This window comes from Nitrospirillum goiasense (assembly GCF_034427435.1).
Lineage (GTDB): Bacteria > Pseudomonadota > Alphaproteobacteria > Azospirillales > Azospirillaceae > Nitrospirillum.
In genome coordinates this window covers 1,404,422-1,428,366 of sequence record NZ_JAXQNP010000003.1, presented here as the reverse complement: position 1 = coordinate 1,428,366, position 23,945 = coordinate 1,404,422, and the positions used below count along the sequence as shown (strand labels likewise).

Sequence of the window (23,945 nt, the reverse complement as noted above, 5' to 3'; positions counted from 1 at the left end):
ATGGCGCATCCCCCTTAATCGCCCGTCCCCAGGGCCGCCTGCGGCCGGGTGTGACCTTCATGCCCCGCCTTGGCCTTGCCCCGACGCGTCAGCCACTCGTTCACCCGGTCCAGGTAGAGATAAACCACAGGCGTGGTGAACAGGGTCAGGATCTGGCTCAAAATCAGGCCGCCCACCATGGTAACGCCCAGCGGCTTGCGCAGCTCCGAACCCGTGCCGTTCTCCAGCATCAGCGGCAGGGCGCCGAGCAGAGCCGCCATGGTGGTCATCATGATGGGCCGGAAGCGCAACAGGCAGGCCTGGCGGATGGACTCAATGGGCGCCATGTGGTGTTCCCGTTCCGCCTGGATGGCGAAGTCCACCATCATGATGCCGTTCTTCTTCACGATGCCGATCAGCAGGATGATGCCGATGAGCGCGATGACCGACAGGTCATAGTGGAAGACCATGAGCATCAGCAGGGCCCCCACGCCCGCCGACGGCAGGGTGGACAGGATGGTCAGCGGGTGGATGTAGCTTTCATACAGCATGCCCAGGATGATGTAGACGGCCACCAGCGCCGCCGCGATCAGGTAGGGCTGGGTCGCCAGCGAGGCCTGGAAGGCCTGGGCCGTGCCCTGGAAGGTGCCGTTGACCGAAGATGGCATGCCCATTTCGGCCTGGGCCTGCTGGATGACCTGCACCGCCTCGCCCAGCGACACGCCCGGCGCCAGGTTGAACGACAGGGTCACCGCCGGGAACTGGCCCAGATGGTTGATGGACAGGAAATTGACGTGGTCGGTGTCGTACTTCACGAAGGTGGACAGCGGCACCTGCTGACCGGTCACCGGTGACTTGATGTACAGCTTGTTCAGGGTGTCGGGGCTGGACTGCAGGTCCGGCGTGATTTCCAGCACGACGTGATAGCTGTTCAGCTGGGTGAAATACTGGGTCACCTGCCGCTGGCCGAAGGCGTCGTACAGGGTGCTGTCGATCAGCGAGGGCTGGATGCCGAAGCGGGCGGCCTGGTCGCGGTCGATCACCAGGTTCAGGGTGGTGCCGTTGGTCTGCTGGTCGGTGGCGACGTCGCGCAACTGCGGTAGGCCCTTGAGCTTCTCCAGCAGCTTGGGTGCCCAGTCGTTCAACTCGCCCAAATCGGCGTCCTGCAGGGTGTACTGGTACTGGGTGCGCGCCAGGCGGCCGCCCACATTCAGGTCCTGGCTGGCCTGCAGGAACAGGGTGGCACCCTTCACCTTGGCCAGCTTGGGCCGCAGCCGCGCGATGATCTGGTCGGCGCTGGCGGTGCGCTGGTCGCGCGGCTTCAGGCCGATGACGATGAAGCCGTTGTTGATGGGCCGTGAGCCGCCGCCGACGGAGGTGGCCCAGGCGGCCACGTCCGGGTCCTGGGCGACGATGTCGGTCAACTGGTGCTGCAACCGCACCATCTCGTTAAAGGACACGTCCTGCGAGGCGTCGGCCAAGCCGGCGATGATGCCGGTGTCCTGCTGCGGGAAGAAGCCCTTGGGGATAGCGATGTAGAGCGCCACCGTGGCCGCCACCGTGGCGAAGAACACCATCAGGGTCATACGCTGGTGCCGTAGCACGAAGTCCAGGCCCCGGGCATACCGGTTCACCAGCCAGTCGAAGCACCCCTCGATGACCATGTAGGCCCGGCCGTGCCGCGCGTGCTTCTCATCCTTCAGGAACAAGGCGCTCATCATCGGCGACAGGGTCAGCGACACGAAGGCGGAGACGGCGATGGTCATGGTCACGGTGATGGCGAATTCACGCATCAGCCGGCCGACGATACCGCCCATGAGCAGCAGGGGGATGAACACGGCCACCAGCGACACGCTGATGGACATGATGGTGAAGCCGATCTCCCCCGCGCCCTTCAGCGCCGCCTCCTTGGGCGACATGCCCTCCTCGATGTGGCGGTAGATGTTCTCCACCATCACGATGGCGTCGTCGACGACGAAGCCCACGGCGATGGTCAGGCCCATGAGCGACAGGTTGTCCAGGCTGAAGCCCAGCAGGTACATCAGCGCCGCCGTGCCGAACAGGGCCAGCGGCACGGTCACGCCGGGGATCAGCGTGGCCCACAGGTTGCGCAGGAACAGGAAGATGACCATGACCACCAGGAAGATGGTCAGCAGCAGGGTGAACTGCACATCCTCCACCGACGCCTTGATGGTGGTGGTGCGGTCGATGACCTTGTCCATCTTCACGCCGGGGGGCACCGCCGCCATCACCTGCGGCAGCGTGGCCTCCACCCGCGACACGATGTCGATGATGTTGGCGCCCGGCTGCTTGAACACCTGCAGCATGATGCCGGGGCCGTTGTTCTGCCAGGCCAGCAACTGCGTGTTCTCCGGCCCGTCCACCGCCACGCCGATATCGCGGATGCGCACCGGCGCCCCGTTGCGATAGGCGACGATGACGTCGTTCCACGGCTCCGCCTTCAGCAGCTGGTCGTTGTTGTAGATGACGAAGTTGTGCTGGACGCCGTTGATCGACCCCTTGGGCGCGTTGACCGTGGCCGTGGGGATGACGGTGGCGATGTCCTCAAGCTGGATGCCCAGGGCAGCGATCTTGGCCGGGTCCACCTGCACCCGTACCGCCGGCTTCTGCTGCCCGCCGATGGACACCTGGCCCACGCCCGGAATCTGCGACAGGCGCTGGGCGATGACGTTCTCGGCGTAGTCGTCCACCGTGGTCAGGGGCAGGTTGCTGGAGTGGACCGAGTACACCAGGATGGAGCTGTCGGCCGGGTTGATCTTGCGGTATGTGGGCGGCGACGGCAGGTTCTTGGGCAACTGGCCGCCGGCGGCGTCGATGGCCGTCTGCACGTCCTGGGCCGCGGCGTCGATGTTGCGGTTCAGGTCGAACTGCAAGGTTATCTGGGTGCTGCCCAGGGTGCTGGTCGACGTCATCTGGCCGACGCCGGGAATGGCGGAAAACTGGGTTTCCAGCGGCTGGGCCACACTGGACGCCATGGTTTCCGGACTGGCGCCCGGCAGGTTGGCCGACACCTGGATGGTGGGGAAGTCCACCTGCGGCAGCGGCGCCACCGGCAGCAGCGGATAGGCCACCATGCCCACCAGCAGAATGCCCAGCATCAGGAGCGAGGTGGCGATGGGCCGGGTGATGAAGGGGCTGGAGAGGCTCATGGCTGGGTGCCTCCGGCATTGGCGGGTGTCGCGTCGGCCGTCTTGGCCTCGCCGGCCAGCGCCACCTTGGCGCCGGGTTGCAGGCGATAGGCGTTGCTGGTGGTGACGCGCTCACCGGCCTGCAGGCCCTTGGTCACCACGACGGCGTCGCCCACCGTCTCCGCCGTTTCGATGGCGCGCATCTCCACCGTGGAGTCCGGCCTCACGACATAGACGTAGAGGCCGTTAGGCCCGCGCTGCAGGGCGACGCTGGGAATGGTCAGCGCCCCCCGGCGGGTCTGCCTCAGCACCTTCACGTTCACGAACTGGCCCGGCCACAGGTGCTCATCGGTGTTGGGGAACTGGGCCTTCAGCCGCACGGTGCCGGTGGTCTGGTCGATCTGGTTGTCGACCAGCATGACGGTGCCGGTGGCCAGGTCCGTCTTGCCGTCGCGCGACACGGCGGTGACGGTCAGCGGCCCCTGGCCCATGGCCTGGCTGACGGCCAGCCGATCCTCTTCCGGCAGGGTGAAGATGACGGAGATGGGTTGCATCTGCGTCACCACCACGATGCCGGTGCCGCTGGCCGCGTGCAGGTTGTTGCCGGGATCGACCATGCGGATGCCCGTCCGCCCCTGGATGGGGCTGGTGATGTGGGTGTAGTCCAGCTGGGTCTTGGCGTTGTCGATGGCGGCCTGGTCGCTTTTGATCTGGGCCAGCAACTGGTCGACCTGGGCCTTGGCCGTGTCCACCGTCTGCTTGCTGGCCAGGTTCTGTGGCGCCAGGCGGGTGTAGCGTTCCAGGTCGGCGCGGGCGTTGGCCAACTGCGCCTCGTCCTTGGCCTTGGTGGCCAGCGCCTGGTCGTAGGCCGCCTGATAGAGGCGCGGGTCGATCTGCGCCAACAGGTCGCCCGGCTTCACCGTCTGGCCTTCGGTGAAGGCGACCTTGTCCAAGGCGCCATCCACGCGCGTCGTGACCGTCACCGTGTTCAGCGACTGAACCGAGCCCAGGCCGGCCAAGTAGACGGGCGCGTCGGCCGGGGTGGCCACGGCCGTGTCCACAGCGACGGCACCGCCGCCCTTGGCTGACGGGGGGCGGCCTTGCCAGCGGTGCTGGGCAGCAGCTCGGCACCGGCGGCGGCCAGGATGAAGATGCCGCCCAGTCCGGCCATGACGGCCCGGGTGCGGCTGATGCGAAGGGGCTTCAGGATCGGGTTCTCGCTCATGATGTCAGCTCTGCTTCCAGCCGCCGCCCAGGGCGTTGTACAAACCGACCAAGGCCTGCAGGCGGGCGTAGCGGGCCTGGACCAAGGCATCGTTGGCGGTGAACAAGGCGGTTTCCGTATTGAGGACCGTCAGGACGGTGATGGTGCCGGCGGCCAGTTGCGCCTGCGCCAGTTCGTACGCATGGCGGGCCGTTGCCGTCGCCTGCTCCTGCCGCGCCAACTGCTCCGTCGTCTCGCGCACGGCGGTCAGCGAGTCCTCGACGTTCGAGAAGGCGGAACGGACGGACTTGCGGTATGTGGCCACCAGCTCGTCATAGCGGGCCTGGGTGTTGGCGTACTGCCCCTCCAGCGCCCCGCCCTGGAAGATGGGCTGGGTCAGTCCGGCGGCCAGGGAGAAGATGGCGCTGCCCGGATCGAACAGATGTGACAGGGCGGTGCTGGCGTAGCCGCCCGACGCCGTCAGGTCGATGGCGGGGAAGAAGGCGGCGCGGGCCACGGTGATGTTGGCGTTGGCGGCGCGCAACTGCGCCTCCGCCTGGGCCACGTCGGGCCGGCGGGCCAGCAGCTCGGACGGCAGGCCCGGCGTCACCGCGGGCAGCGACAGCTTGGCCAGGGTGTCCCCCTGCGCCAGGTCCACCGCCTCCGGCATCTGGCCCAGCAGGATGGCCAGGGCATGCACAGACTGGCGGTATTGCTGACGCAGCGGCGGGATCTTGGCGCTGAGGGTGGAGACGGTGGTTTCCTGCTGCGCCACGTCCAGCGCCGTGGCGATGCCGGCGTCGGCCTGGCGGCGCAGGCCGTCCAGGGTGGCCTGGGCGTTGGCCAGGTTGTCCTCCGCCACCCGCACCTGTTCCCGCAGCTCCAGCCCCTGGAAATAGCTGGTGGCGACACTGCTCAACACCGTCAGGCGCACTGTTTCGAGATCGTAACGGCTGGCGTCGGCGGTGGCGAGGGCGGCGGTGGCGGTCGCCCGGTTCTTGCCCCAGAAGTCCAGTTCGTAACTGGCGCTCAGGCCCAGGCTATGCGCCGTGGATGTCTGGGCCACGCCGGAGCTTTTGGCCCGCTGGTGGTCGACGTCGGCGCTGGCACCGACACTGGGCAGCAGCGCGGCCCCGGACACCTGGGCCTGGGCGTCGGCCTCGCGCACCCGGGCCATGGCGGCGGCCAGGTCGTCGTTGGCCGTCTGCGCCTGGGCGATGTAGGCGTCCAGCTGGGCGGAACCGAAGCCCTTCCACCAATCGGCGGCTGGCCAGACGGGCGCGCCCGCCTTGGGCGCGGCCTCCTGCCATGCCGCCGGTGGCAGGGTGGCGGGGCGCTGGTAATCCGGTCCCACGGAACAGCCGGCCAGCGCCAGCGCGGCGGCACCCGCCAGCCAGCACCGCTGAAGGGCGCGGAACCGGGGGGCGCGATGAGAAAGGGGGGAGACATTGGCGGCATCGTCCAGGTCACAGGAAGCCAAGGGTTTGTGCACCTTGGGCGGGACGCTAACGCCGGCGGGATTTAGCCAGCGTGGGCGATTCATTAACTTTGCTTAATCTGAGCCGCCGGGACGCCGGGTTGGGGACCCTGCCCCTCACTCCGGCAACGGCACCGTCTCGGGCAGGGACATGCCCGGCGCCCAGCCGCTGTCGGCCAGGAAGGCCTTCGCGGTGTCGGCGTTGATGGTCAGGATGCGGGCGATGGCCTGGCGCTTGTCCTTGGCATGGACGTAATAGGCCTTGGTGATGCGATAGCCCACCCAGTAGGCGAGGTCCCCCGGTCGCTCATCCGTGCCGACGCCATTGTAAAGCCAGGCTTTCAGGTCGGTCTTGTCCTGATCGGCGACGAATTGGATCTCGATCTCCTTTTCGCGCCCCTTGGCCCAGCGCTTCAGCCGGACATAGCCGACATCGCCGGAAATCAGTTCGGCCAGGAACTCCGCCCCACCCTCGATCAGGGTGGGGAATAGCAGGGTGGGATGCTCTGGCTCCGTCTGGGCCGCCGGCTGCTGCACATGGATGTATTCATGGGCCACCAGATGGACGAAGCGGTCCTCCGGATTGGGGTCCATCCAGCTGGCGCCGCACAGCGCCTCCAGCCCCACCAGCACGCCGGACGCGCTAGTGGTGCCGCCGGTGTTGCCCTGCCCCACCAGGATGGTGATGGGCGGGAATTTGGCTGGGGGATAAATCTGGCCCAGACGGGGCAGGGCCTGGGCCAGGCGCCGCTTCACCGCCGGCAGCACGTCCAGGCAGGTCTTGGCATCCGCGAACATCCGGGGATGCTTTTCCATGGCCGCCGCCAGGGACTCGCCCGTCAGGTGGCGCAGGTCCACGAACTGGTGCAGCCCGTCGCTGCCGTGATCCAGGTAGCCTTGCAAGGCGGTCGCGGTGGGCACGCCCCCGCCGGCATCATAGACACGATAGAAGTCGATGACGTCCTGGATACGGATTTCGGGTGCAGCCGCCCGCGCCGGGCCTGCCAGGACCAACAATCCCGCCACCGCCCAGGTCCAGAATCGCATGTCCATCCCCACCCCTCTTCGCCCACCCCTGCTGGCCAGCCGCTTTTGGCCAGCCGCTTTGGCCGCTGTCTTTGTTGGCGGCGATGATGGGTGGCGCCGGCATGGCGCGCAAGCCTTACGGTATGCCAGGCCCCACATGGGCGGTGAAGCCCGGCCGCACCGCCAGCCGGTCCAGCCAGGCGTCCACCGCGGGGCAATGGGCATGGTCCATGGGGGTCAGGCGCCAGCGGTTGGCGGACAGCGCCAGAACGATATCCGCCAAGGTGAAGGTGGGGCCGGTGACATGGGCGCCGGTACGCGCCAACTGCCGATCCAGCAGGACCATGGCCTGGTTCCAGGCGGTCACGCTGGCCGCGATTTCATCGGCGTGGGTGAAGCCCGGCATCCGGCGCACCAGGGCCAGGTAGGCATAGCGCCAGGCGGGGTTGAGGTCGCTGACCTGCCAATCCATCCACTGCTCCACCACCGCCCGGGCGCGCGGCGCCGTGGGCAGCAGGTCGTCACGGCCCGCCACCGTGGCCAGGTGGCGGCAAATGGTGTTGGACTGCCACAGCACCTGCCGCTGGGCCCCCTCGCCCTCGACCAGCACCGGGAACTGGCCGTTGGGGTTGAGGGCCAGCAGCTCATCACGCCGGCGGACGGCCGCATCCCCCACCCAGTCGCTGTCGAAGTGATGGTCCAGGCCGATCTCGGCACAGGTCCACAGCACCTTGCGCACGTTGATGGACGTGGCGCGGCCGATGACGGTGGGCTTGCCGGCAAAAAGGGGATGGGGAGGCGGGGTGTGGGGCATGGGGGCGCTCTCCGGGAAAAGGGGCGGGCCGCCCAATCTTCCCCGAAGCCCGCCGCGCGCATGGCCTATATTGTCCCAAGGACAATATAGGCCTGATGCCCGTCGCGTCATATCGCCAGTTTGCCCAGGTAGTCGGCGCTGAGCCGCGCCGCCTCCAGCCGGGGACGGGCGAAGGGGGGTTCCTGCTCGACATAGAAGTGGTTGATGCCGGCGGCGTGGGCGGCGGGCAAGATGCGGCGCCAATCCAGGGTGCCACCGCCCACCTCCGCCGGGTCCATCTTCAGCAGGGTGTTGGGGGCGGTGCCGGCCTTCACGTCCTTCACATGCATCAGGCGGAAGCGGCCGGGATGGGCCCGCAAGAGCGCCACCGGATCGAGTCCCGCAGCGGCCACCCAGCCGGCGTCCATCTCCATCTTGACCAGATCCGGATCGGTTTCGGCCAGCAGGATGTCGTAGCCGGTGGCCGTACCGCCGGCCACTGGCGCGAATTCGGGGTTGTGGTTGTGATAGGCCAGGTTCAGCCCGGCCCGCTTCAGCATAGCCCCCTTGTCGTTCAGGAAGGCGGCCTGGGCCTTCCAGTCGTCAGCGGTGAACTGCGCCGCGACGCGGGCCAGGAAATCACCGAAGCCCTCGCCCGCCCGCGGCGCGCCCAGGCGCGCCGGCACGGTGAACATGGGCATGACGATGAATTTCAACCCGATGGTGTGGGCGTCGCGCACCAGCGCGTCCAGATCGCCGGACAGGCTGGGCGCCACCCCCGATCCTTGCGCAGTGACGTGGGCGCTGTCGCACACCAGCCCAGCGGCCTTCAGCGCCGCCGCCATGTCACCCGCGGTGCGGCCGTAGAAGCCCGGCAGTTCCACCGCGCGATAGCCCATGGCCGCCACCGCCGCCAGCGCGCCAGGCAAGTCCTTCTCCCCCAGGTCGCCCAGGGTGTAAAGCTGCAGGCCGATGGGCAGGCCCTTGTCCTTGAAAAAGGGTGTTGGCGCGGCGGCGGACAGTCGGGCAAGGCCCAGGCCGGCCAGGGCCGCGCCACCACCGACGAAGGCGCGGCGGCTGGCTCGCGTCGTGATCATGGGCGGTTCCTCCGGTCGTTTTTGTCATAGGCCCAGCAGGGCATGGAACATCGGCACCCTGCCTAGCGCGCCCTGTCGCCCGGCGCCTGGCCTGAAATCGATTACATCACCCTAACAGCCGGGTCCCACCCTCGCAACCCTTGCAGGCGGCGTCGATCAAAAGGCACCCTCCCATCCCATGCCGACCATTCAAGACGTGGCCCGCCGGGCCCATGTTTCCACCGCCACCGTCTCCCGCGTCCTGAGCACCCCGTCGGTGGTCAGCGAGGAGACGCGCCAACGGGTCCAGGCCGCGATCGACGCGCTGGGCTATGAGCCCAACTACGCCGCCAAGAGCCTGCGCACCCTACGCACGGCCAAGATCGTCGTGACGGTGCCCGACATCTCCAACCCCTTTTTCTCCAGCGTCATCCGCGGGGCGGAGGAGGCGGCGCAGGCCGCGGGATATTCCGTGCTGCTGGGCGACACCCGCCACAGCACGGAGCGGGAGGAGCAGTACGCCTGCATGCTGCGCCGGAAAGAGGCGGACGGCTTGATCTTCCTGGGCCATCGCCTACCTGACACATTGGCGGAGTTGATCGTGCGGCAGGGCGCCAAGGCGCCGGTGGTCAATGGCTGCGAGTTCAGCCCCGACCTGGGCGTGTCCAGCGCCCACATCGACAACACCGCCGCCGCGACGGAGGCCATGGATCTGCTGTACGGCCTGGGCCACCGCACCATCGGCGTCATCACCGGCCCGCTTGCCAGCCCCCTCAGCCGCGACCGCCTGGCCGGCGTGTGGACCGCCGCCGCCCGCCACGGCGCGGAAGCGGGGCTGCGCATCGCCACCGGCGACTTCTCCGTGGAATTGGGGAGCGGGAGGCCGAAAGCCTGCTGGCCGCCGCCGACACGCCCACCGCCCTGTTCTGCTTCAGCGATGAGATGGCCATGGGCGCCCTGGCCGCCGCGCGCCACCGCGGCCGCCGCTGCCCGGACGATGTGTCCCTGGTGGGCTTCGATGACATCCGCTTCGCCCGCTACCTGGATCCGGCGCTGACCACGGTCAACCAGCCCATGGAGGATCTGGGGCGGACGGCGGTGGCCCTGTTGCTGGACATCCTGCGCGGCGGGCAGGACGCCCCCCGATCCATCACCCTGCCGCACCGTCTGGCCGTGCGCGGCAGCACGGGGCCGGTGCGCGGTTGACCCCCGGGCGCACAATAAACCCCACTGAGTGACAAAAGGACGGCGAAAGCGCCAAGACGGGCGGGGCCGGCGCGGCGATCCTGGGCGCGGATCCGACTGCCTGGTGAAACGACGATGACCGCTTCCCCCCACGCCTGGCGACAGCCGCCGCCCTGGCGTTGACCGCAGCCCTCTGCCTGGCCGCGATATCCGTGCCCCCGGCCCAGGCCGCGGCGCCGCAGGCCCGAACGCAGGCGCCCGGCTTCTACCGCATGATGCTGGGGGATATCGAGGTCACCGCCCTGCTGGACGGCACCCATCCCTTCCCCGTGCATGAGGTGCTGACCGGCATCCCGATGGCGGACGCCGACACGCTGCTGGCCGCCTCCGACCTGGCGGCGCCGGTGGAGGGGTCGATCAACGCCTTCCTGATCAATACCGGCACCAAGCTGATCCTGATCGACAGCGGCGCCGGGGTGCTGTACGGCGCGGACGGCGGGCACCTGATGGCCAACCTGCGGGCCTCCGGCTACACGCCCGAGCAGGTGGACGAGATTTATCTGACCCACCTGCACCGCGACCATGTGGGCGGGGTGGACCAGGGGGGCCGCATGGCCTTCCCCAACGCCATCATCCGCGTCAACCGCCGCGACGCCGACTTCTGGCTGAACCCGGCCAACAAGGCCAAGGCGCCGGCCTTCCTGGGCCCCATGTTCGATGGCGCCATCGACAGCCTGCGCGCCTATGTCGACGCCGGCCGCGTGCAGCCGTTCGACGGCGCGGCGCAGTTGAACCCCGCCATCCAGGCGCTGCCCAGCCCCGGCCACACGCCCGGCCACACCGCCTATCGCGTGCGCAGCCGGGATGGCCAGACGCTGCTGGCCTGGGGCGACATCGTCCATGTGGCGGCGGTGCAGTTCCCGGACCCGGCCGCCACGGTGAAATACGACAGCGACAGCGCGGCGGCGGCCCAGGCCCGCGACCAACTGATGGCGGAGGCCGTGGCGGAGGGCAGCTGGGTGGCCGCCGCCCACATCACCTTCCCCGGCCTGGGCCATGTCGCCCGCCGCGACGGCCGTTATGTCTGGCTGCCGGCCAATTACACGACCGTGGGATTGACGCAGGCGCGCTGAACCGGGGCCGCGACGGCCTTAACCACCCCCGACTGTCCGAAGCGCGTTCAAAACCGGAAAGAGGGGTCCAATCCGCGCGGGGGGCGCTTCAGGCATCCTGCATGGGTATCCGCCCCCTGCCCAAAGAGCACAGCGATGACCCCTGCCCCCCAACCCTCGGACACCCATCCCTCGGACACACCGGCCGTATCGCCGGCGCCCGCCTTGACCGGGGCGCTGACCCTGGCCATGGCCGCCGCCTGCGGCATCGCCGTGGCCAACATCTATTACAACCAACCCATGCTGGGCATCCTGGAGCGTGAGTTCGCGGGAAGCGTGCTCACCGGCTTTGTGCCGACGGCGACCCAGCTGGGCTACGCCGCCGGCCTGTTGCTGCTGGTGCCCCTGGGCGACCTGGTGGACCGGCGGCGCCTGATCGTGATGCAACTGCTGGCCATCGGCGTAATGCTGGCGCTGGCCGCCGTCGCCCCGTCCGCCGCCTGGCTGGTGGTGGCCTCGCTGTTCATCGGGGTGTTGTCCACCGTGGCCCAGCAGATCGTGCCCCTGGCCGCCACCCTGGCGGCGCCGCACAAGCGCGGCCACGTCATCGGCATGGTGATGAGCGGCCTGCTGTGCGGCGTGTTGTTCAGCCGCACGCTGGGCGGCTTCGTCGCCACCCATCACGGCTGGCGGTCCATGTTCTGGCTGGCGGTGCCGCTGGCCTGGGGCACCGCCGCGCTGATGGCAGCGACCCTGCCCCGCCACGCCCCGGCCAGCACGCTGCGCTATCGTGAGGCGCTGGCCTCGCTCGCGCAGCTGTGGCGGCACCGGCCGGCGCTGCGCGCCGCGGCCCTGACCCAGGGCGCCCTGTTCGCCTCCTTCTCCGCCTTCTGGACCGTGCTGGCGCTGCGGCTGGAGCAGCCGGTCTTCAACCTGGGGGCCGATGTGGCCGGCCTGTTCGGCGTCATCGGCGCCGCGGGCGTGGTGGCGGCCCCCATCGCCGGACGCCTGGCGGACCGGCGGGGGCCGCACCTGGTAGTGGGCCTGGGCACCGTCGTCACCCTGCTGTCGTGGCTGCTGTTCGGGTCCTGGGCCAATGTCTGGGCCATGGTGGCCGGGGTGATCATCCTGGATTTCGGCATGCAGGGGGCCCTCGTCTCCAACCAGGCCATCGTCTTCGCCCTGGACCCGCAGGCGCGCAGCCGCCTGAACACCGTGTTCATGGGCAGCATGTTCCTGGGAGGCGCCGTGGGGTCCGCCGCCGCCACCGCCGCGTGGAAGGTGGGGCAATGGCCCGCCGTCTGCACCCTGGGTGGCGGCCTGGCGGTCCTGGCCTTCGCCATCCAGGCCCTGCTGACCCTGCGCCGCCGCCGGGTGGCCAGGACGGGAGGCTGAGCGATGAAACCCTTGCGCATCCGCATCGTCGGCGGTTCCGTCGGCGGCTTGTTCGCGGCGGCCCTGTTGCGGCAGGACGGGCATGATGTCCGCCTTTACGAACGCTCCACCACCGGCTTGGCTGGGCGGGGCGCCGGACTGGTCAGCCAGCGGGAGTTGTTCACCCTGCTGCGGGCCGTGGGGTGCGACCATGTCGCCCGCATCGGCGTGGTGGCGTTCGAGCGCATCTATTTTGATCGCGACGGCGGCATCGCGGAGCGGCACGCCACGCCGCAAACCCAGATCTCCTGGGACCATCTGTTCCGCGTCATGCGATCGAAGGTAGCCGGCGACCAATACGTGACCGGCCGCGCCGTGGGAACCGTGACCCAGGGACCGGACCGCGCCCGCCTGCTGTTCGTGGACGGCGGGGAGGAGGAGGCGGACCTGGTCATCGGCGCCGACGGCCTGGGCTCGGTCGTGCGGCCGGTGGTGACCGGGGCGCCCTCACCCAACTGCTATGCCGGCTATGTCGCCTGGCGCGGCCTGTTCGCCGAGGGCCAGTTACCGGCGGAGGCCGCCCTCCTGCGCGACCGCTTCGCCTTCTACATGATGCCGCGATCCCACGCCCTGGGCTATCTGGTGCCGGGGCCGGGTGGCGAGATCGCGGTGGGCCAGCGGCGCTATAACTGGGTGTGGTACAGGCCGGTGCCGGCGGCCGCCCTGCCGTCCACGCTGACCGACACGGAAGGGCGGTGCCATCCCCATTCCCTGTCCCCTGGGCAGGTGCGGGCGCCCGCCGTGGCCGCCTTGCGATCCGATGCCGCCCGTCTGCTGCCGCCACCCTTCGCCAGCGTGGTGGCGACGGAGCCGGCACCCTTCATCCAAGCGATCTTCGATTACGAGGCGCCGGTGATGGCGTCCGGCCGCATCGCCCTGCTGGGCGACGCCGCCTTCGTGGCCCGTCCCCACACCGCCATGGGCGTGGCCAAGGCCGCCGGTGACGCCCTGGCGCTGCGCCGCCACCTGGCGGAGGCGCCGACGGTGGCCGACGCGCTGGCGCTGTACAGCGCTGAGCGATGCGCCACCGGCGCGGCCATCACCGCCTATGGTCGCCGCCTGGGCGCGGCGTTGGAGTGAGCGCCATGGACACCGTGACCACCCCCACTTCCACCCCTACCCCCACCGCCGTCCCCCCACCGAAGCCCTTCCCGGCCGCACCCGATGGTTGCCCCCCGTGCTGCGCACCCTGGCCCTGGCCGGGGCCATCGTCCTGGTCTGGCTGGTGGCCGGGCACTGGGACCGCTGGGTCGGCGCCGCGCGCCACCAATCCTCCAGCGACGCCTACGTCACCGGCGACCTGACGCCGCTGTCGGCCAAGATATCGGGCTACGTCCAGACGGTGGCGGTGGACGACTTCCAGTCAGTGCACAAGGGCGACCTGATCGCCCAGATCGAGCCGTCGGACTACCGCGCCCAGGTCGATCTGGCGGAAGCCGGCCTGGCGGCGGCCCAGGCGGCGCTGGCCAACCTGGCCAACCAGCGGGACGTGCAGCGCGCCCTGATCCAGCAGGCGCAGGCCAGCATCGCCGCCGCCGACGCCGACGTCACCCGCACGCGGCTGGAGGCGGCGCGCCAGCGCGACCTGCTGCGCACGGGGATCGCCGGCACGGGGCAGAAGGTGGAGCAGGCCGACGCCGATGCCGCGAAAGCCCTGGCCCAATCGCAGTTGGCCACCGCCCAGTTGGCGCAGCAGAAGGCCCTGCTGGCCAGCCTGGACGTGCAGGAACGGCAACTGACGGCGCAAGTGAGGGAGGGTCAGGCGCAGCTCGACCTGGCCCGCGACAACCTGGCCTATACCCGCATCGTGGCCCCCGCCGACGGCATGGTGGGCCAGCGCCAGGTGCGCCCCGGGCAGTTCGTCAACGTCGGCACCCAGATCATCGGCGTCATGGCCCTGCCCCGGGTGTGGGTGGTGGCCAACTACAAGGAAACCCAGATGACCCATGTGCGGGTGGGTGACCGGGCCACGGTGACGGTGGACGCCTTCCCCGACCTGGTGCTGCACGGCCATGTGGAAAGCTGGTCGCCCGGCACCGGCAGCGTCTTCACCCTGCTCCCGCCCGACAACGCCACCGGCAACTTCACCAAGGTGGTGCAGCGCGTGCCGGTGAAGATCGTCCTGGATCCCGTGCCGGCCCTGGGCACGCTGGTGCGCCCCGGCATGTCGGTCGTGTCCACCATCGACGTGGATGACAGCAAATGACCGCCGCGGCCGTCCCGCCGGCGCCGCAGCAACGCCCGATGCTGGGCCCGACGCTGGGCCCGATGCTGGCCCCATGGCCGAAGCTGGACGGCCTGCGGGCCTATATCGGCATCCTGGGCGTGCTGCTGGGGGCGTTGGTGTCCACCCTGGGCGCCCGCGCCACCACCTTCGGCCTGGCCGATCTGCGGGGCGGCCTGCACGCCGGCTTTGACGAAGGGGCGTGGATCACCACCGCCTATGGCGTGGGCCAAATGGTGGTGGGCGTCGCCTGCCCCTATCTGGGCATTGTCTTTGGGGCCCGCCGCGTTCTGTTCGCCGGCATCGGCCTGTTCTTCGTCGCCAGCCTGCTGGCGCCGCTGTCACCCAACCTGACCGCCTATCTGGCCATGCAGTTCCTGTCGGGCGTGGGGGGCGGCACCTTCATCCCGCTGACCATCCGCTTCATCGTCCTGAATCTGCCGGCGCGCCTGACCCTCTACGGCCTGGCCGCCTATGCCATGAATTCCGAATTCTCGCAGAACATCGGCGCGGCGCTGGAGGGGTGGTACGCCGAGAACTGGTCCATCGCCTGGCTGAACTGGCAATACTGCCTGGTCCTGCCCGTCATGTTCCTGTGCGTCTGGATCGGCGTCCCGCGGGAGCCTGTGAACACCGACCTGCTGAAACAGCACGACGGGCCCGGTGTCGCCTATGCCGGCGTGGGCTTCGGCCTGCTGTACGCCGGCCTGGACCAGGGCAACCGCCTGGACTGGACGCGCAACGGCTTGGTGGTGGGCCTGCTGGTGGCGGGCGCCATCGTCACCGCCCTGTTCGCGGTGCGCGAGCTGGTGGTCAGCCGGCGCCCCTTCCTGAACCTGCGCCTGATGCTGCGCGCCAACCTGCTGCTGCTCATGCTGCTGCTGGCGGGCTTCCGCTTCATCATCCTGTCCACCGCCTACATCATCCCCCTCTACCTGCAGGTGGTGCAGAACTTCCGGGAGTTGCAGGTGGGCCCCGTGCTGCTGTTCATCGCGCTGCCCCAGTTCGCCCTGATCCTGCCGCTGGCCTGGGTGCTGGCCCGGGTGGATGGACGCTGGGTGCTGGCCGCCGGCGCCCTGCTGATCGCCATCGCCTGCTGGCAGGCCACGGCCCTGACCAGCCTGTGGGCCACCTGGGACTTCCTGCCCTCGCAAGCCTTGCAGGCGGTGGGGCAGTGTCTGGCGCTGACGGCCCTGGTGGTGCTGGTGGTGCGCAACATCACCCCGGCCGACGCCATTTCCATCGGCGCGCTGATGCAGACCGCCCGCCTGTTCGGCGGGGAGATCGGCGTCGCCTTCATGCAGACCTTCGTGCGCACGCGCGAACAGCTTCATTCCAACCTTCTGGGCCTGCATGTCGACCCGCTGTCGGGTGCCACCGCCGACCGGCTGGCCCGCTATCAGGCGGCCCTGGCCCCGCATATGGACGACCCTGTCGGCGGAGCCGCCCAACTGCTGGCGGGCCGGGTGGCGCAGCAGGCGTCCGTCCTTGCCTATATCGACGGCTTCGCCGCGGCGGCCGTGGGCGCGCTGGTTTGCATTCTGCTGGCCGCCTGGCTGCGCCCGCCGGCGGCCAAGGCTTGAAGCGATGACGGGCGGGACCGTAGAACGTCGGGGGTACCAGGGGATGATCAAGGCATGCGGGTCGAACGATGAGTGACCAGGGCGTCCGTTACACCTTCGGCAGCTTCACCTTCGACGTGCCGCAGATGACGCTGGCCAAGGCGGGGCAGCCGGTGAAGCTGGGCGGCCGCGCCGCCAACCTGCTGGCCGTGCTGGCCGCCGCCGGGGGCGAACTGGTGACCCGCGACCGCCTGCTGGCCGAGGTCTGGCCCGGCCAGGCCATCGATGAAAGCGCGGTGCGCGTCCACCTGTCCGGCCTGCGCAAGGCCCTGGGCGACGATGGCCTGGTGGTGAACGAGGCCGGCCGCGGCTATCGCCTGACCCTGCCCGTGGCCCGCGCGACGCCGGCGCAGGCGGCCAACCAGGCCGCCCCGCCCGCGCGGCCGGCGCCGGAACCGGCGGCCCCCCGGCCCCTGGTGCGCCTGTTGGGCCGGGCGGAGGTCGTGGCCAGCCTGGCGGCCGAACTGCCGGAGCGGCGCTTCCTGACGCTGGCGGGTCCCGGGGGCATCGGCAAGACCTCCGTGGCGCTGGCCACGGCGGCGGCGCTGGCGCAGGACATCACGATACGTTTCGTCGACCTGGCGCCCGTGTCCGACGCGGCGTGGGTGGAGGGCACGCTGGCCACCGCGCTGGGCTTGCCGGCGACCGGCGCCGACAGCTTCACCGCCGTGGCCGCCACCCTGGGCGCCAGCCCCAGCCTGTTGCTGCTGGACAATTGCGAGCATCTGGTCGACGCGGTGGCGGAATTGGCGGAGCGCCTGCTGCATGCCGTGCCCAGCCTGCTGATCCTGGCCACCAGCCGGGAACCCCTGCGCGCCGCGGGCGAATGGGTGCATCGCCTGCCGGCCCTGCCCATCCCGGACGACCAGGCCCAGGGCGCGGCGTCCGTCCTGGCCTATCCCGCCGCCGCCCTGTTCTTCGAACGGGCGCGGGCCGTGCGGTCGGACTTCACCGTGGACGACGCCAACGCCCAGGACCTGGCCGAGATCTGCCGCCGCCTGGACGGTATTCCGCTGGCCATCGAACTGGCCGCCGCCCGCGTCGACCTGATGGAACTGCCGGAGCTGGCCAGCCGCCTGCACGACCGGCTGAACCTGCTGACCCGCGGCCGGCGCACCGCCCTGCCCCGCCACCGCACCCTGCGCGCGGCGCTGGACTGGAGCTATGGGCTGCTGGCGGCGGAGGAAAAGGAGCTGCTGATCAGCCTGTCGGTCTTCCGCGCCGGCTTCGACGCGGCGGACGCGCGTGGCGTGACCGGCGGGCGCGAGATGGCGGTGCTGGACGGCCTGGCAGACCTGGTGGCCAAGTCCCTGGTGGTCAGCAGCCGGGAGGGCGGCGCCACCCGCTACCGCCTGCTGGACACCACGCGATACTATGGCCACGAGCGCCTGGCCGACACAGGCGCGGAGGGCCGCATCCGCGCCGCCCACGCCCGCCACATGACCTCCCTCTTCACCGACGCGCAGGCCGCGTGGGAGGGCAAGGCCCCGCGCGATTGGCTGGCCATCCACAGCCGCCGCATCGACGACATCCGCGGCGCCCTGGACTGGGCGACGGGGGAGGATGGCGACATCGGCCTGGGCCTGGGCCTGATCGTCGCCAGCGCCTCACTGTGGTTCCACCTGTCACTGGCCGATGAGTTCCTGGGGCGGGCGGAGCGCATCCTGGAGGTGCTGGACCAGGAGGCCCCGGCCGGTGCCTCCTCCACGGGCGCGGTCGACCAGGCCCAGCGGGTGGAATTGCTGGCGGCCTATGGGCATGCGCTGTGGCATACGCGGGGACCGGTGCCGGAGATGGGCCGGGCGTTCCAGCGCGCCTTGAGCATCGCCGAGGACATGGGTGATGAGGGGTTGGCCCGCCGCGCGCTGTGGGGCGTGTGGGCCCACCGCATCTTGGAGGGCGGCTACGCCGAAAGCCTGGCGCTGGCGGAGGCGTTCACCGACCGCATCGGCCCGGACGCCGGCCTGGCCGACCGTCAGACCGCCATGCACATGCGCGCCCTGTCCCACCACTTCATGGGGGACCACCAGCCGGCCCTGGAGTTGCTGCAGGCGGTCATCGCCGCCGACGCCGACCCCGTGCGGGTGAACCACGCCAACCACGCCCAAGTGGACGGCAAGGTGGCGGCGCTGAGCCTGCTGATGCGCCTGCAATGGCTGATGGGCGACATCAACGGCGCCATGGATCTGGCCCGCCTGTGCGCCGAGGACGCCGTGGGCACGGACCACGCCCTGTCCATCTGCTATGGCCTGGCCATCGGCTGCATCCCCGTGGCCATCGCGGCGGGCGAGGAGGCGTTGGCCGGCGCCTGGATCGACCTGCTGGCCCAGCGCACCACCCGCCACGCCCTGGACCATTGGCATGTCTTCGTCCAGGGCTATGGCGCGGCACTCGGCCGGCCTGGCGCCATCCCCGCCGGCGCCAGCGCCATGCAGGTGGAGATGTTCGCCGTGGCGGGCGCCGCGGAGGCCCGCGCCCGGGTGATGGCGCGTTCCACCCCCCTGGCCACCCCCCTGGCCGCCCCCCTGGCCGGGTGGCACGGCCCGCTGCTGACCGTTTAGCGCTTAACGGTGTGGGGCGTTAAACAACGCTTCACATCGCTTAACTCCCAGCCTGGCGGTCATCTGGCCGACACTTCCTTCATCGACGGTTCCCCACCACGGCGCGACGCACCCGGGGAAACACACCGGATGGAGGATGAGATGACCGCCACTGCCACCCTGGACGCCTTCAACACCCTGGCCGGCAACACCCTGGCCGGCAACACCCTGGCCAGCAACACTCTGGCCGCCGCCGCGCGCCTGCTGGAAGAGGCCATGCACGCCGTTGAGCATGACGTGGCCCAGGCCCGCGACCGCATCGTCCAGGTGCGGGACCTGTTGCTGTATCGCTCCCCGGAGAAGGCGGCGCCGGAAGCCGTGCGCGGCGGCCTGGCGCCCTGGCAGGCCCGCCGCGTGACCGCGCTGATCGAGCGCCGGCTGGACGGCACGCTGTGCAATGAGGACCTGGCGATCGAGGCCAAGCTGAGCACCAGCCATTTCTGCACCGCCTTCCGCCAGACCTTCGGCATGTCGCCCCACGCCTTCATCATCAGCCGCCGGGTGGAACGCGCCAAGGCGCTGATGCTGGACACCGACGACGCGCTGGCGGAGATCGCCGACGCCTGCGGCTTCGCCGACCAGGCCCACTTCAGCCGCCTGTTCCGCCAAACCACGGGCAGCAGCCCCGCCAACTGGCGCCGCGCCAACGCCATCGACGTCTCCCTGATCGCCTGACCCATCGGAACCGTTGCCATGATCCCCGAAGCGTTCCCCCTTTCCCCTGCCAAGTCGGGCCCTGGGCCGCGGCTGGACCGGGCCGCCTATTGCCTGACCCTGGACCCCGGGGTGCAGAGCTTCCTGGACCGGGTGGTGGAGGCCGGGTTGTTGCCCTACCGCCCCGGTCTTGACCCAGCGGCGCGGCAGGGGATCGCGGCGCGCTTACAGGAAAGCGCGGCACCCGTGGCCGATGCCGTGGTCCAGGTGCCCGTGCCCGATGGCGATGTGGCGCTTCGCATCGCCTGGCCGCCCGGCGCCGACGGCAAACGGGTGCCGGTTGTCTTCTACCTGCATGGCGGGGTATGGGCCCTGGGCGGCTGGGCGACACATGGCGGGGCCGCGGCGGCGCTGGCCCAGGCCTGCGACGCCGCCCTGGTGTTCGTGGAGCCTGGCCTGGCACCGGCCGCCCTGGCCCTGAGGCATGCCCGCGCCGCGTTGGATTGGGTCCGCGCCCATGGACATGAGCTGGGGCTGGACATCACCCGTGTCGCCGTGGTGGGCGATGGCAGCGGCTGCGCCATGGCGGTGCTGCTGGCGGCCGGCCTGCCCCCCAGCGATGGCTTCCGCGCGCAGGTCCTGTTCCACCCCCTGGTGGGCAAGGCCGCGCCGGACGCCCCCGCCACCCCGTGGCTGGACCATGGCGACCTGGCGGCGCTGCTTCCGCCCGCCTTTCCCGGCCAGCCGGCCTGGACGGGCCTGTCGCCCCTGGAGCTGCCGCCGGATCGCCTGCGCCGCTTGCCCCCGACCCTGATCCTGGCGGCGGAGGCCGACCTGGCCCGCGAGGGCGGCGAGGCCCTGGCCCGCCGCATGATGGGGGCGGATGTGGAAACCAGCGCCATCCGCCTGATGGGCTGCATCCACGACTTTTTCTGGCTGGACGGGCTGGCGGACACCGCCCCGTCCCGCGCCGCCTTCGCCGTGGCGCGCGCCACCCTGACCGACGCCTTCGACCGCTAACCCCCTTCTTTGGGGCGCCTGGGGCCCATTCCCTGGCCCAGCCCCTTCTTGCAGAGAGTGCCCGCCATGCCCTCCACCACCCCTGCCCTGCGCGTCCTGCTGGCCCTGGCCGGCACCTGCTGTACCGGTCCCGGTGGCGGCGCCCTCGTGCTGGCCCAGGTCGACTGGCTGGCGCCCCGCCTTCGGGCCTGGGCCGTGAGAAAATGGGGCGCGGAGCGTCGGGGACTGCTGGGGAAGATGTTGATCAAGACCGTAAAATTCAGCCAGCCGCCGACCTTTCCTTCAATCCCGGCCGGTTGAGGGTGGCTAGTGTTCCGGAACCATTCGACATGACGAGGAAATGCCATGACCACGCTGACCCTGCGCGACGGCACGGAGCTCTATTACAAGGACTGGGGCCATGGGCAGCCGGTCCTGTTCAGTCACGGCTGGCCGCTGAGCGCCGACATGTGGGAATACCAGATGCTGCACCTGGCCCGGAACGGCTACCGCGCCGTGGCCTTCGACCGCCGCGGCTTCGGCCGGTCCAGCCAGCCCTGGGACGGCTATGACTATGACACCCTGGCCGACGACATCGCCCAGTTGATCACGCATCTGGACCTGAAGGACCTGGTGCTGGTGGGCTTTTCCATGGGGGGCGGCGACGTCGTGCGCTATCTCACCCGCCATGGCGCCGACCGGGTGGCCAAGCTGGCGCTGGTCAGCGCCGTGACGCCCTTCTTCCTGAAGACCGATGACAATCCCGAGGGCATGCCGGCCGAGGGCTTCGCGGGCGTGCGCGACGCCATCGCCAACGACCGCCCCCAGTTCGTGGCCGATTTCAGCACCCTTTATTTCGGCACCAACCGGCCGGGCTCCGCCGTGTCGCAAGGCATCCTGGACCAGACGCTGCAAATCGCGGCGCAAGCGTCCATCAAGGCGACCATCGACTGCGTCACCGCCTTTTCCGAAACCGATTTCCGGCGCGAGATGGCGGATATCCGCCTGCCCACCCTGATCATCCATGGTGACGACGACCAGACGGCGCCCATCGGCATCACCGCACAGGCCAGCGCGCGCCTGATCCCCGGCGCCCAGTTGAAGGTCTATCCCGGCGCGCCGCACGCCACCTGCACCACCCACCGGCACCAGGTCAGCGCCGACCTGCTGGATTTCATCCGCGGCTAAACCTCCCGTTCCGTTTCGCGGGCGCCGTCGCAGCGTTCAGGGCAACGGCGTCCCCTTGCCGCCCGAATCTTCAAAGCGGCGGCGCCACCAACAAGACCCGGGCGCCGTCCACGGGAAAGATCGGGGCGCACCCGACGAGCCCCACACGAAAAGGCGAGGAGCACGCCCCGGCCATGACCGAGAAACGCTACACCATCCAGGCGAACGGCATCCGCCACTACGTGGTCGAGGCGGGCGAGGGCCCGCCGGTCATCCTGCTGCACGGCTTTCCCGAAACCAACTACGCCTGGCGCTTCCAGATTCCCGCCCTGGCCGACCGCTACCGCGTCATCGCCCCCGACCTGCGGGGCTATGGCGAAACCGACAAGCCGGCGGCGGGCTATGACAAGCGCACCATGGCCCGCGACATCGTGGAGCTGATGCGGGCGCTGGACATCCCCAAGATCGCCCTGGTGGGCCATGACCGGGGCGCGCGCGTCGCCACCCGCTTCGCCAAGGACCACCCGCACCTGGTGGACCGGCTGGTGGTGATGGACAACGTGCCCACCCGCATCGTGGCGCGCGACCTGAACGCCGCCATCGCCAAATCCTACTGGTTTTTCCTGTTCCATCTGGTGCCGGATTTGCCGGAGGCGCTGATCGCGGGGCGGGAGCACATCTGGCTGCGCCACTTCTTCTCGGACTGGACCTTCGACCCCGGCACCATCACGGGCGAGGCGTTCGACACCTATGTCCGGGCCTACCAGGCGCCCGGCGCGGTGCGCGGCGCCATGGCCGACTATCGCGCCAACGCGGAGGATTTGGCCCAGGACCGGGCCGACGCCGACACCAAGATCGCCTGCCCCGTCCTGTCCCTGTGGGGCAATGACTTCCACGCCGTGGGCAAGCTGTTCGACATGGCCAAGGTGTGGGCCGAGATGGCCGACGACCTGGTCACCGTCCCCATCCCCGATTGCGGCCACCTGCCCCAGGAGGAACGGCCGGAGGTGGTGAACACGCTGCTGCTCGACTTCCTGGCCCCCTGGAAGGGCTGAAGCGCCGCCGCCTCGACAGCCCAGAGCGACCTGTGGGCCCGGACGACCTGGGGGCCCGGACGATCTGGGCATCCAGCGCCAGGAAATCCGCGCCGGGCCGACCGGCGGCAGCGCCATCAAGCAAGCCCCTGAATCAAGGACGACATCATGAGCCGACTGAAAGTCGTGATCTCCGACTATGTCTGGGACAGTGTGGATGTGGAGCGCCGCATCCTGGGCCCGGACGTCGAGGTCGTGGCCCTGCGCACCAAGACGGAGGACGAGTTCCTGGAGGCGGCGGCCGACTGCGACGCCCTGCTGAACACCTACGCCGGCCCCATCACCGCCAAGGCCATGGCCCGCATGGACCGCTGCAAGATCATCGCCCGTTACGGCATCGGCGTTGACACCATCGACCTGGAGGCCGCCACCGACGCCGGCATCATCGTTACCAACAACCCGACCTATTGCGTGGACGAGGTGGCGGACCACACCGCGGCGCTGCTGCTGAGCGCCGCGCGCAAGACGGCACTGTTGGACCGCACGGTGCGTGACGGACGCTGGGACGTCATGGCGGCGGCCCCCATGCGGCGCCTGTCCACCCAGACACTGGGCTTGGTGGGCTTCGGCAACATCGCCCAGCGCGTGGCCGCCCGCATGGCCGCCTTCGGCGTGACGGTGCTGTGGTACGACCCCTTCGTCCAGGCTGGGCAGTTCAAGGCCCCGGGTGAAAAGGTGGACTTCGACACCCTGCTGGCGCGGGCCGATTTCGTCTCCATCCACAGCCCCCTGCTGCCGGAAACGCGCGGGCTGTTCAATGACGCGGTGTTCGCCAAGATGCGGCCCGGCGCCATCCTGGTGAACTGCGCCCGGGGCGGGGTGGTGGACCAGGACGCCCTGGTCCGCGCCCTGGAGTCCGGCCGCCTGGCCGGCGCCGCCCTCGACACCACGGTGCCGGAGCCGCTGCCGGCGGATCACCCCTTGCGGAACCGCGACACCGTCATCCTGACCCCCCATGCCGCCTGGTACTCGGTCGAAGCCTTCGCCGAACTGCAAAGCGGCGCGCCGGGAGAGGTGGCCCGCGCGCTGCGGGGCGAGATGCCGCTACACGTCGTCAACCGCAAGGTCCTGGGCCGGTCGCGCGCCGGCCTGTGACGAATCATCGCCCCGGGAACCCGGGTCCCCGGGCTCCGTTTGCTCTTGATCCCTG

Annotated in this window: 20 protein-coding genes and 1 pseudogene; 14 read left to right on the top strand and 7 right to left on the bottom strand. The window is 70.0% G+C overall.

Annotated features, from left to right (window positions below; all coding sequences use genetic code 11):
- Positions 1-14: 14 nt before the first annotated feature.
- The 7 genes from ULB03_RS20580 to ULB03_RS20550 form a co-directional block, all read right to left on the bottom strand.
- Positions 15-3,149, bottom strand: a complete 3,135-nt coding sequence (locus tag ULB03_RS20580) for a multidrug efflux RND transporter permease subunit (protein WP_322484945.1) — start codon at positions 3,147-3,149, stop codon at positions 15-17.
- Positions 3,146-4,177 (bottom strand): efflux RND transporter periplasmic adaptor subunit, encoded by a 1,032-nt coding sequence (locus ULB03_RS20575; RefSeq protein ID WP_322484944.1) that lies wholly within the window; start codon positions 4,175-4,177, stop codon positions 3,146-3,148. The genes ULB03_RS20580 and ULB03_RS20575 overlap by 4 nt, the downstream gene beginning before the upstream one ends.
- Positions 4,117-4,353, bottom strand: coding sequence for a hypothetical protein (locus ULB03_RS20570; RefSeq protein WP_322484943.1), 237 nt, complete (start codon positions 4,351-4,353; stop codon positions 4,117-4,119). The genes ULB03_RS20575 and ULB03_RS20570 overlap by 61 nt, the downstream gene beginning before the upstream one ends.
- Positions 4,354-4,357: 4 nt before the next feature.
- Entirely contained in the window at positions 4,358-5,812 is a 1,455-nt protein-coding gene (locus ULB03_RS20565; RefSeq protein WP_322484942.1) for an efflux transporter outer membrane subunit, read from the bottom strand.
- Between the two features lie 114 nt (positions 5,813-5,926).
- Positions 5,927-6,856 carry a DUF2268 domain-containing putative Zn-dependent protease gene (locus ULB03_RS20560; RefSeq protein ID WP_322484941.1) on the bottom strand — a complete coding sequence of 310 codons (930 nt, stop codon included), beginning with the start codon at positions 6,854-6,856 and terminating at the stop codon, positions 5,927-5,929.
- Between the two features lie 115 nt (positions 6,857-6,971).
- A complete protein-coding gene (locus tag ULB03_RS20555) occupies positions 6,972-7,649 on the bottom strand; it encodes a glutathione S-transferase family protein (RefSeq protein WP_322484940.1) in 678 nt (225 codons plus the stop codon).
- 107 nt (positions 7,650-7,756) lie between these two features.
- Positions 7,757-8,725: a sugar phosphate isomerase/epimerase family protein gene (locus tag ULB03_RS20550; protein WP_322484939.1), complete on the bottom strand. Its 969-nt coding sequence runs from the start codon at positions 8,723-8,725 to the stop codon at positions 7,757-7,759.
- Between the two features lie 178 nt (positions 8,726-8,903).
- Here ULB03_RS20550 and ULB03_RS20545 point away from each other — a divergent pair.
- The 14 genes and pseudogenes from ULB03_RS20545 to ULB03_RS20480 all read left to right on the top strand — a co-directional run.
- A pseudogene (locus tag ULB03_RS20545) lies at positions 8,904-9,521 on the top strand (LacI family DNA-binding transcriptional regulator); the annotation flags it as partial.
- On the top strand, positions 9,503-9,910 hold the full coding sequence (locus tag ULB03_RS20540) for a substrate-binding domain-containing protein (protein WP_322484938.1): 408 nt from the start codon (positions 9,503-9,505) through the stop codon (positions 9,908-9,910). The pseudogene ULB03_RS20545 and the gene ULB03_RS20540, both read left to right, overlap by 19 nt.
- 191 nt (positions 9,911-10,101) lie before the next feature.
- Positions 10,102-11,022: an MBL fold metallo-hydrolase gene (locus tag ULB03_RS20535; protein WP_322484937.1), complete on the top strand. Its 921-nt coding sequence runs from the start codon at positions 10,102-10,104 to the stop codon at positions 11,020-11,022.
- Positions 11,023-11,157: 135 nt separating this feature from the next.
- The gene (locus ULB03_RS20530) at positions 11,158-12,396 is read left to right on the top strand and encodes an MFS transporter (protein ID WP_322484936.1); all 1,239 of its coding nucleotides are present in this window, start codon (positions 11,158-11,160) and stop codon (positions 12,394-12,396) included.
- 3 nt (positions 12,397-12,399) lie between these two features.
- Positions 12,400-13,515, top strand: coding sequence for an FAD binding domain-containing protein (locus tag ULB03_RS20525; protein WP_322484935.1), 1,116 nt, complete (start codon positions 12,400-12,402; stop codon positions 13,513-13,515).
- 97 nt (positions 13,516-13,612) lie between these two features.
- Complete coding sequence (locus ULB03_RS20520; protein WP_322484934.1) at positions 13,613-14,641, top strand: HlyD family secretion protein; 1,029 nt, start codon at positions 13,613-13,615, stop codon at positions 14,639-14,641.
- Positions 14,638-16,242: an MFS transporter gene (locus ULB03_RS20515; protein WP_322484933.1), complete on the top strand. Its 1,605-nt coding sequence runs from the start codon at positions 14,638-14,640 to the stop codon at positions 16,240-16,242. Before ULB03_RS20520 ends, ULB03_RS20515 begins: the two co-directional genes overlap by 4 nt.
- A gap of 68 nt (positions 16,243-16,310) precedes the next feature.
- Positions 16,311-18,842 (top strand): ATP-binding protein, encoded by a 2,532-nt coding sequence (locus tag ULB03_RS20510; RefSeq protein ID WP_322484932.1) that lies wholly within the window; start codon positions 16,311-16,313, stop codon positions 18,840-18,842.
- Positions 18,843-18,983: 141 nt separating this feature from the next.
- On the top strand, positions 18,984-19,556 hold the full coding sequence (locus ULB03_RS20505) for a helix-turn-helix domain-containing protein (protein WP_322484931.1): 573 nt from the start codon (positions 18,984-18,986) through the stop codon (positions 19,554-19,556).
- Positions 19,557-19,574: 18 nt separating this feature from the next.
- The gene (locus tag ULB03_RS20500) at positions 19,575-20,555 is read left to right on the top strand and encodes an alpha/beta hydrolase (RefSeq protein WP_322484930.1); all 981 of its coding nucleotides are present in this window, start codon (positions 19,575-19,577) and stop codon (positions 20,553-20,555) included.
- Positions 20,556-20,621: 66 nt separating this feature from the next.
- Positions 20,622-20,855, top strand: a complete 234-nt coding sequence (locus ULB03_RS20495) for a hypothetical protein (protein WP_322484929.1) — start codon at positions 20,622-20,624, stop codon at positions 20,853-20,855.
- A 45-nt stretch (positions 20,856-20,900) separates the two neighbouring features.
- Positions 20,901-21,722 carry an alpha/beta fold hydrolase gene (locus ULB03_RS20490; protein WP_322484928.1) on the top strand — a complete coding sequence of 274 codons (822 nt, stop codon included), beginning with the start codon at positions 20,901-20,903 and terminating at the stop codon, positions 21,720-21,722.
- A gap of 173 nt (positions 21,723-21,895) precedes the next feature.
- Positions 21,896-22,756, top strand: a complete 861-nt coding sequence (locus ULB03_RS20485; protein ID WP_322484927.1) for an alpha/beta fold hydrolase — start codon at positions 21,896-21,898, stop codon at positions 22,754-22,756.
- A gap of 147 nt (positions 22,757-22,903) precedes the next feature.
- Positions 22,904-23,890: a C-terminal binding protein gene (locus ULB03_RS20480; RefSeq protein WP_322484926.1), complete on the top strand. Its 987-nt coding sequence runs from the start codon at positions 22,904-22,906 to the stop codon at positions 23,888-23,890.
- Positions 23,891-23,945 lie beyond the last annotated feature (55 nt).